Genomic DNA, 8597 nt, shown 5'->3' on the forward strand with positions numbered 1-8597 from the left:
ACTCCACCCCGTCCACGGCTACGACACCCCGCCCCGCCGCACCCCCACGGGAAGCACCCTCTTCGGCCCCCGAACCGAAACCGTGGTCGTGGAGGGCACCGTCACCGCCGACCCCCAGGGCACCCTCTTCGTGGCCCTGGCGTCGCTGACCGGGGACCCGGACCCGGCCCCCGTAGGGGAACTGGCAACAGCAGTCATCACGGGCCATGACATCCACATCAGCTGGGACGACGGCACCAGCACCCACCTCGCCCTGCCTCACCCACCCACGGGAGGGGACGGGCCGGAGGGGCAGGGTGTCCGGACGTAAAGCGAAGCAGTCCGGACACCCTGCCCCGGAGGCCCGTCACCGCACCCACAGCCCCGCGCAGCGGACCCCGCCCGCCGCTGGGGGTACCTCCCAGCGTCAGCTGGGGGAGCAATGGCGGAAAACCACCGCGGCGGGAAAGACGACAACATGGGAAGGCTGCCCAGCGCAGCGATCAGCGCGGCCCGTACTTCCGGCCCGTGCGCGAGCTGAGCCCGCCCAGCACTCCACGGGGCGCCAGCTTCACGGCACCCATCAGCGCCTTGTAGCGCGGATCCGGAATCGACAGCGACTTCCCCCGCGTCAGGTCCTTCATCGCGGCATCGACGAGCTTGTCCGCGTCCAGCCACATCCACCCGGGGATGTTCTCCGTCCCCATCCCGGCCCGCTGATGGAATTCGGTCCGTACGAAGCCGGGGCACAGCGCCATCAGCCGCACCCCGCTCCCCGCCAGATCCCGCGCGGCGCCCTGGGTGAACTGCACGACCCACGCCTTGCTCGCGCCATAGGTGCCGCGTGGTACGAACGCCGCCACCGACGCCACATTGACCACCGCGCCCCGCCTGCGGTCCCGCATCCCGCGCACCCCGGCCGTGGTCAGCCGCAGCACCGCCTCGCAGTGCACCTTCAGCATCGTCAGCTCGTCGGCCATCGAGACTTCGAGGTACTCGCCCTTGTTGCCGAAGCCGGCATTGTTCACCAGCAGATCCACCGGGTGCTTGGTGTCCGAAAGCCGCGCCTCGACGGCCGCGATGCCGTCCTCGGTGGACAGATCGGCGCTCAGCACCTCCGCCTCGATGCCGTGCCGGTCGTGCAACTCGGTGGCCTGCTCGTGCAGTCGCTTCTCGTCGCGGGCCACCAGCACCACGCTGTGTCCGTCGCTCGCCAGCCGCCGGGCGAACGCCGCCCCGATGCCCGCCGTGGCTCCTGTGATCAGTGCAGTCGTCATACGGGCACGCTATCCGCCCCGGCCGCACGGCCCGAGCCCCAACCCCGCCGACGCGGCCACCCGTCCGGCCGCCGCCGCGCCGCCCCGTCGTCCGTGCCCGGGAGCCCACCACCCCCGGCCCGCAAGGCCCTTGCCCTCCGAGCTCCCCGAACCGGCCGTCCGACCCGCCCCGCCCACGGAGCCGCCCGGCCCCGGCACTCAGCCCTTCTCCCGCTCCACATACTTCTCCGCCCGCCGCCGCGCCTCCTCCGGGAGCGCCCCGCCCGCCTCCAGCAGCCGCGGCAACAGCTCCCGACGGGTGGTCAGCGCCTGGAACATCAGACGGATGGTCACCTCGTGCTCCGGCCGGTGCACCAGCTCGACGGCGTCCCCGGCACGGATCTCCCCCGGCTCGATCACCCGCAGATAGGCGCCGGGCACCGCGGCCTGGGTGAACCGCTTCAGCCACCCGTGCTCGCCCAGCCACCCCTGGAACGTCCGGCAGGGGATACGCGGACAGCTCACCTCCAGCAGCAACCGCGGGCCGACCCGCCATCGTTCGCCGATCAGCGCTCCGGTGACCTCCACACCCGACGTGGTGAGGTTCTCGCCGAACGACCCGTTGGCCAGCTCGCGGCCCAGCTCCCGCTGCCAGTCGTCCAGATCCTCGCGGGCGTAGGCGTACACGGCCTGGTCGTCACCGCCGTGATGGCGCAGATTGACCACCGCGTCGCCGGCCAGCCCGCTGCCGCCGGTGCCCTTGGGCCCGGGCGCGGCCACCGCCACCGGGCCGTCCACCGGCCGCTTGTCGATACCGGTGGTGCCCCCCGCCGCCTCGGTGTGTTCGGACGGTGCGGGCTGCCCCAGATTCACGGCCAGCAGCTTCATGCGGCGCTCCGTTGCTCGGTCGGTGCGGCCCCGGCGGGCCTCCTGTGCATCTTCCCCGTTCGCGGCCCGTCATGGATCACTCCCGGCCGGGCCCGTGTCCCGTGCCGGCCGCCACCCAAAAGCTTTGACGCATCTTTTCCTTGCCACCCCAAGAATCGCTTATGATTGATGCATGATCGAGGCCCGTCATCTCCGTGTGCTGCGTGCGGTCGCCCGGACCGGTTCGTTCTCCGCCGCCGCGCGCGAGCTGGGCTGCACCCAGCCGGCCGTCAGCCAGCAGATGAAGGCCCTGGAGCAGTCCGCCGGCACCCCGCTGCTGGTGCGTACGGGCCGGGAGATGCGGCTGACCCAGGCGGGCGAGGCCCTCGTCCGCCATGCCGTCGGCATCATCGCCGGACTCACCGCCGCCGAGGAGGAGATCGCGGCCATCGCGGGACTGCGCGCCGGACGGGTCCGGCTGGTGTCCTTCCCCTCCGGCAACTCGACGCTGGTGCCGACCGCCCTGGCGACGATGCGCGCCGCACACCCGGGCACCCAGGTCTCGCTGGTCGAGGCCGAACCCCCGCGCTCGATCGACATGCTGCGCAGCGGCGACTGCGAGATCGCCCTGGCCTTCCGCTATCCGGAAGTGCGCGGTGCGGACCCGGCGGCCGCGGCGGAGTGGGACGACCTGGTCGTCCGGCCGATCCTGGCGGACCGGCTGGTGGGCCTGGTGCCGGACGGCCACCGACTGGCGCGGGCGGGGAGCGCGCACTTCTCCGAGCTGGCCGACGAGCCCTGGATCGCGGGCTGCCCCCGCTGCCGCCGGCATCTCGTGGAGGTCTGCGAGAGCGCGGGCTTCACCCCGCGCATCGACTTCGCGACGGACGACTATCCCGCGGTGATCGGCCTGGTCGGCGCCGGCCTGGGGGTCGCCGCGCTGCCCGAGCTGACGCTGACGTCGGTACGCCTCAAGGGGGCCACGGCCGTACGGATGGAGCCCGCCGTCCATCGTGAGGTCGTCGCGCTCACGCTGCCGGACCTGGCGCATGTCCCCGCCGTCGAGGCCACGCTCGACCAGCTGGCGCACGCCGCGGGCCGCTGAGGGGGCACCGGGACACACGGTCCGTCCGCTCCGCCCGCCGGTGCGGCTTCCGGGAATCGTCATCGGCTCGTTCGGGGAATCGTCGTCCGCTCGCCGACCGGCCCGCTCCGCCAGGGCACCCGGCCACCCCGACCCGCCGCTCACCGCAGCCGTCTTCTGCCACCCGAGCCCGCGGCCGCACGGCTCATGCAGGAACGTTTCTTCAGGAGCGATCCGCTCCCGTGGGTCAGGCGCCGGATCCGCCCGCACGGCCGGTCATGGAGGACGCGGGGATCAGCCGGTGCCGTGCCCGGCCCATGAGCTCCTCACGTTCGTCCTCCGTCAGACCGCCCCAGACCCCGTAGGGCTCGCGGACGGCCAGTGCATGCGCCGCGCACTCGGCCCGTACCGGGCAGCGCATACAGACCTCCTTCGCCGATGTCTCACGCGCGCTGCGGGCCGCTCCGCGCTCGCCCTCCGGGTGGAAGAAGAGGGAGCTGTCCACGCCACGACAGGCGGCCAGCAGCTGCCAGTCCCACAGGTCGGCGTTCGGGCCCGGGAGGCGGGAGAAATCTGCCATTGCGTGTCCCCTCGAAGCGATGCTGATGCGGGCTCGGTGCTCACGACGGTACATCTACTGTCGAAGTAGATGTAAATATGACTCATTGCGAATCTAGTCATAGTCCCCATCAAAATGGAAGAAAGAGAGCCAAATAGGGCATAGGGTGCACGCGCGGATGCCGGTCGCCCGTTGAGTCGTCTGCGTATCCGGCTCCTCACGGAGCGTGCTGAACTCGGTCGCCGAAGCCGTAACTCTTTCGAGTGACCGTCGTTGAGTGTGCGGAGGCGATTGGCAGAGGTAGCCGTAGGGCAGGTGTCCGAGGCCGTCAATCGCAACAGGTGACGATACGTACCAGCCTGGAGGCTCAAGGTGACGCGCATCAGCTGCGGAGGGCGGTCATGACATCCGTCCTCGTCTGCGACGACTCCCCGCTTGCCCGAGAGGCGCTCCGTCGGGCGGTTGCGACCGTGCCCGGCGTCGAGCGTGTGACGACCGCGGCCAACGGCGAGGAAGTCCTCCGCCGCTGGGGCGCCGATCGCTCGGACCTTATTTTGATGGACGTACGGATGCCCGGTCTCGGCGGTGTCGAGACCGTGCGCCGTCTGCTGTCCGCCGATCCCGGCGCCCGGATCATCATGCTCACGGTGGCCGAGGATCTGGACGGCGTCGCGCTCGCGGTCGCCGCCGGTGCCCGCGGCTATCTGCACAAGGACGCCTCGCGCGCCGAACTGCGGGCGACGGTGACCCAGGCGCTGGCCGACCCGACGTGGCGGCTCGCCCCACGGCGGCTGCGGTCCGCCGAGATGGGTGCCGCACCGACGCTCACCGCGCGGGAGATCCAGGTGCTGGAGGGCATGAGTCACGGCCGCTCGAACGCCGAGATCGGCCGTGAGCTGTTCCTGTCGGAGGACACGGTCAAGACCCATGCCCGGCGCCTCTTCAAGAAGCTCGGCGCCTCGGACCGCGCGCATGCGGTGGCCCTGGGCTTCCGTTGGGGACTCGTCCGCTAAGGCATTGTGACGTGCAGCGATGCGGGGGAGTGAGGATCCCCGCCCGCCCTGTGGCGGGCGGGGTGGCAGGGTGCCCCGCCCGCCGCCGCGTCCGCCGGCGGTCCGATTCGCCGCGCGGTGCCGCATCCTTGAGGTATGGAGTTCCTCGGGGACGGGTCGGTCGGGCACGAGGGGAGGGCGCACGACATGACAGCCGGCGCACCTGCCGCTCATAACGCTTCAGCGCACAAGTACGGACCTGATGCCGCGGATCGTGCGGCGCCAAGGCACCATGGTCCGATGCGTGAGGACGGGAAGCAGGAAATCGGCGATCTCGTCGCTCGCGCAGTCGAGGGTGACCAGCGGGCCACCCACGATCTGTTGGCCCATGTGCATCCCCTGGCTCTGCGGTACTGCCGCACCCGGCTGTCGAGGCTGCCGGGTGATGCCCGGCACTTCGTCGAGGATCTGGCGCAGGAAGTGTGTGTCGCGGTGCTCTGTGCGCTGCCGCGCTACCGCGACACCGGCAAGCCCTTCGAGGCGTTCGTCTTCGCCATCGCCGGCCACAAGGTCGCCGATCTGCAGCGGGCGGCGATGCGGCATCCGGGCAGCACGGCCGTGCCGTCCGACGAGATGCCCGAGCAGCCGGACGACTCCCTCGGCCCGGAGGAGCGGGCGCTGCTGAGCAGCGACGCGGAGTGGGCCAAGAAGCTGCTGGCGAACCTTCCGGAGAACCAGCGCGAGCTGGTCCTGCTGCGGGTCGCCGTCGGGCTGACCGCCGAGGAGACCGGGCAGATGCTGGGGATGTCGCCCGGCGCCGTACGGGTGGCCCAGCACCGTGCGCTGAGCAGGCTGCGGGCGCTCGCCGAGCAGTAGCAGATTCCCGGCCTCCAGGGCGGAATTCCGCCGTAGAAATACACAAGTGACGAGGCCCTCACCGCTCGTGGATTAGGACACTTCCTTAGGCCGTTAGCATGGGAGTCCGCGCTGAGGCAAGAGCATTGGGGAAGGTGTCATGAGTGACAACGTCGACGGTATGCCCGCCAAATTCGCCATGCTCGGGCTGACATACGACGACGTGCTGCTGCTGCCGGGTGCGTCGGAGGTGCTGCCGAACGCGGTGAGCACCGCGTCCCGGGTCTCGCGCAATGTCACGGTGAACATCCCGCTGCTGTCGGCGGCGATGGACAAGGTGACCGAGGCGCGGATGGCCATCGCCATGGCGCGGCAGGGCGGCGCGGGCGTACTGCACCGCAATCTGTCCATCGAGGACCAGGCCAACCAGGTCGACCTGGTCAAGCGCTCCGAGTCCGGCATGGTCACCGACCCGATCACGGTCCGTCCGGACGCCGCGCTCGCCGAGGCCGACGCGCTGTGCGCCAAGTTCCGGATCAGCGGGGTGCCGGTCACCGACGCCGCGGGCAAGCTGCTGGGCATCGTGACCAACCGCGACATGGCCTTCGAGATGGACCGCAGCCGTCAGGTCCGCGAGGTCATGACGCCGATGCCGCTGGTCACCGGCAAGGTCGGCATCTCCGGCGAGGACGCCATCGAGCTGCTGCGCCGCCACAAGATCGAGAAGCTCCCGCTGGTCGACGACGCGGGCGTGCTCAAGGGCCTGATCACGGTCAAGGACTTCGTCAAGGCCGAGAAGTACCCGAACGCCGCCAAGGACACCGAGGGCCGGCTGGTCGTCGGTGCCGCGGTGGGCGTCGGTGGCGAGGCGTACGAGCGGGCGCAGGCGCTGGTCGAGGCCGGTGCCGACTTCCTGGTGATCGACAGCGCGCACGGCCACAGCCGCGGCATCCTCGACATGATCGCCAAGGTCAAGTCCAACATCAACGTCGATGTCGTCGGCGGCAACGTCGCCACCCGCGACGGCGCGCAGGCGCTCATCGACGCGGGCGCCGACGGCATCAAGGTCGGTGTCGGCCCCGGCTCCATCTGCACCACCCGCGTCGTCGCCGGTGTCGGCGTCCCGCAGGTCACCGCGATCTACGAGGCGGCGCAGGCCGCGCACGCCGCGGGTGTGCCGCTGATCGGTGACGGCGGTCTGCAGTTCTCCGGCGACATCGCCAAGGCCATCGCGGCCGGTGCGGACACGGTCATGCTGGGCTCGCTGCTGGCCGGCTGCGAGGAGTCGCCGGGCGAGATGGTCTTCATCAACGGCAAGCAGTTCAAGTCGTACCGCGGCATGGGTTCGCTGGGCGCGATGCAGTCCCGCGGCCAGGCCCGCTCCTTCTCCAAGGACCGCTACTTCCAGGACAACGTGCTCTCCGAGGACAAGCTGGTCCCCGAGGGCATCGAGGGCCAGGTGCCCTACCGCGGCCCGCTCTCCTCGGTCGCCCACCAGCTCGTCGGCGGCCTGCGGGCCTCCATGGGCTACGTCGGCTCCGCCGACATCCCCGAGCTCAAGGAGAAGGGCCACTTCGTGCGCATCACCTCCGCGGGTCTCAAGGAGAGCCACCCGCACGACATCCAGATGACCACCGAGGCTCCGAACTACACTCGGCGCTGACCTGCGCGTACGGCACCGCCCGCACGCGTGCACAAGCCCGTGGCCGCTCCCCGGCCGCGGGCTTCGGTGTGTCGGGGATACTGGTACGGCAGACGTAGAGGGAAAGGCCACACACGTGACTGAGATCGAGATCGGGCGCGGCAAGCGCGGCCGCCGGGCATACGCATTCGACGACATCGCCGTCGTACCGAGTCGCCGCACCCGCGACCCGAAGGAGGTCTCGATCGCCTGGCAGATCGACGCCTACCGTTTCGAGCTGCCCTTCCTGGCCGCTCCCATGGACTCCGTGGTCTCGCCGCAGACCGCGATCCGCATCGGTGAGCTGGGCGGCCTGGGCGTCCTCAACCTCGAAGGCCTCTGGACCCGGTACGAGGACCCGGAGCCGCTGCTCGCCGAGATCGCGGAGCTGGACGGCGCCACGGCCACCAAGCGGCTCCAGGAGATCTACGCCGCGCCGATCAAGGAAGAGCTGATCGGGCAGCGCATCAAGGAGGTGCGGGACGCGGGCGTCGTCACCGCCGCCGCGCTCTCCCCGCAGCGCACGGCGCAGTTCTCCAAGGCCGTCGTGGACGCCGGCGTCGACATCTTCGTCATCCGCGGCACGACCGTCTCCGCCGAGCACGTCTCCTCCGCGGCCGAGCCGCTGAACCTCAAGCAGTTCATCTACGAGCTGGACGTCCCGGTCATCGTCGGCGGCTGCGCCACCTACACCGCGGCGCTGCACCTGATGCGGACCGGCGCGGCCGGTGTGCTGGTCGGCTTCGGCGGCGGCGCCGCGCACACCACCCGTAACGTGCTGGGCATCCAGGTCCCGATGGCGACCGCGGTCGCCGATGTCGCGGCCGCCCGCCGCGACTACATGGACGAGTCCGGCGGCCGCTACGTCCACGTCATCGCCGACGGCGGTGTGGGCTGGTCCGGCGACCTCCCCAAGGCGATCGCCTGCGGTGCCGACGCCGTGATGATGGGCTCCCCGCTGGCCCGCGCCACCGACGCGCCCGGCCGCGGCCACCACTGGGGCATGGAAGCGGTGCACGAGGACGTGCCGCGCGGCAAGCGGATGGACCTCGGTGCGGTCGGCACGACGGAGGAGGTGCTGTTGGGGCCGTCCACGGTTCCCGATGGCTCGATGAACTTCTTCGGCGCCCTGCGCCGGGCGATGGCGACGACGGGTTACTCGGAGCTGAAGGAATTCCAGCGGGTGGAGGTCACGGTGGCGCCTCGGCGCTAGTCGTACGTTGCCGGGTTTCGCGCCGTGTTTGTTCCGTGGGTTTTTCCCCGCCTTCGGCGGGAGCGGAAGTGGTTGTGGGGTGGGGTCCCGGTTGCTGGGTGGTGGTGGCGG

The 8597-nt window shown here is 70.9% G+C and carries 8 protein-coding genes and 1 pseudogene; 6 read left to right on the forward strand and 3 right to left on the reverse strand.

From position 1 onward, the window contains the following. A pseudogene (locus EST54_RS34345) lies at positions 1–310 on the forward strand (DUF2264 domain-containing protein); the annotation flags it as partial. A 172-nt stretch (positions 311–482) separates the two neighbouring features. On the opposite strand, the gene EST54_RS31965 reads toward EST54_RS34345, so the two are convergent. Both EST54_RS31965 and EST54_RS31970 read right to left on the reverse strand, forming a co-directional pair. Further along, positions 483–1256, reverse strand: coding sequence for an SDR family NAD(P)-dependent oxidoreductase (locus tag EST54_RS31965; RefSeq protein WP_129251188.1), 774 nt, complete (start codon positions 1254–1256; stop codon positions 483–485). 198 nt (positions 1257–1454) lie between these two features. Beyond that, positions 1455–2123, reverse strand: a complete 669-nt coding sequence (locus tag EST54_RS31970; RefSeq protein ID WP_129251189.1) for an MOSC domain-containing protein — start codon at positions 2121–2123, stop codon at positions 1455–1457. Positions 2124–2295: 172 nt separating this feature from the next. On the opposite strand from EST54_RS31970, the gene EST54_RS31975 reads away from it, so the two are divergent. Continuing rightward, on the forward strand, positions 2296–3207 hold the full coding sequence (locus tag EST54_RS31975; RefSeq protein WP_129251190.1) for a LysR family transcriptional regulator: 912 nt from the start codon (positions 2296–2298) through the stop codon (positions 3205–3207). Positions 3208–3433: 226 nt separating this feature from the next. Here the strand turns inward: EST54_RS31975 and EST54_RS31980 are convergent, their stop codons facing one another. Beyond that, positions 3434–3766, reverse strand: a complete 333-nt coding sequence (locus tag EST54_RS31980; protein ID WP_129251191.1) for a WhiB family transcriptional regulator — start codon at positions 3764–3766, stop codon at positions 3434–3436. Between the two features lie 380 nt (positions 3767–4146). Here EST54_RS31980 and EST54_RS31985 point away from each other — a divergent pair, with 380 nt between their 5' ends. From EST54_RS31985 to EST54_RS32000, 4 genes are all read left to right on the forward strand, one after another. After that, positions 4147–4758 carry a response regulator transcription factor gene (locus EST54_RS31985; RefSeq protein ID WP_003948568.1) on the forward strand — a complete coding sequence of 204 codons (612 nt, stop codon included), beginning with the start codon at positions 4147–4149 and terminating at the stop codon, positions 4756–4758. Between the two features lie 279 nt (positions 4759–5037). Continuing rightward, positions 5038–5613, forward strand: a complete 576-nt coding sequence (locus tag EST54_RS31990; protein WP_040899000.1) for a sigma-70 family RNA polymerase sigma factor — start codon at positions 5038–5040, stop codon at positions 5611–5613. A gap of 139 nt (positions 5614–5752) precedes the next feature. Next, the gene (gene guaB / locus EST54_RS31995; protein ID WP_129251192.1) at positions 5753–7255 is read left to right on the forward strand and encodes an IMP dehydrogenase; all 1503 of its coding nucleotides are present in this window, start codon (positions 5753–5755) and stop codon (positions 7253–7255) included. A 115-nt stretch (positions 7256–7370) separates the two neighbouring features. After that, the gene (locus EST54_RS32000; RefSeq protein WP_096213564.1) at positions 7371–8486 is read left to right on the forward strand and encodes a GuaB3 family IMP dehydrogenase-related protein; all 1116 of its coding nucleotides are present in this window, start codon (positions 7371–7373) and stop codon (positions 8484–8486) included. Positions 8487–8597: the final 111 nt, after the last annotated feature.

This window comes from Streptomyces sioyaensis (assembly GCF_004122735.1).
GTDB lineage: Bacteria > Actinomycetota > Actinomycetes > Streptomycetales > Streptomycetaceae > Streptomyces > Streptomyces sioyaensis.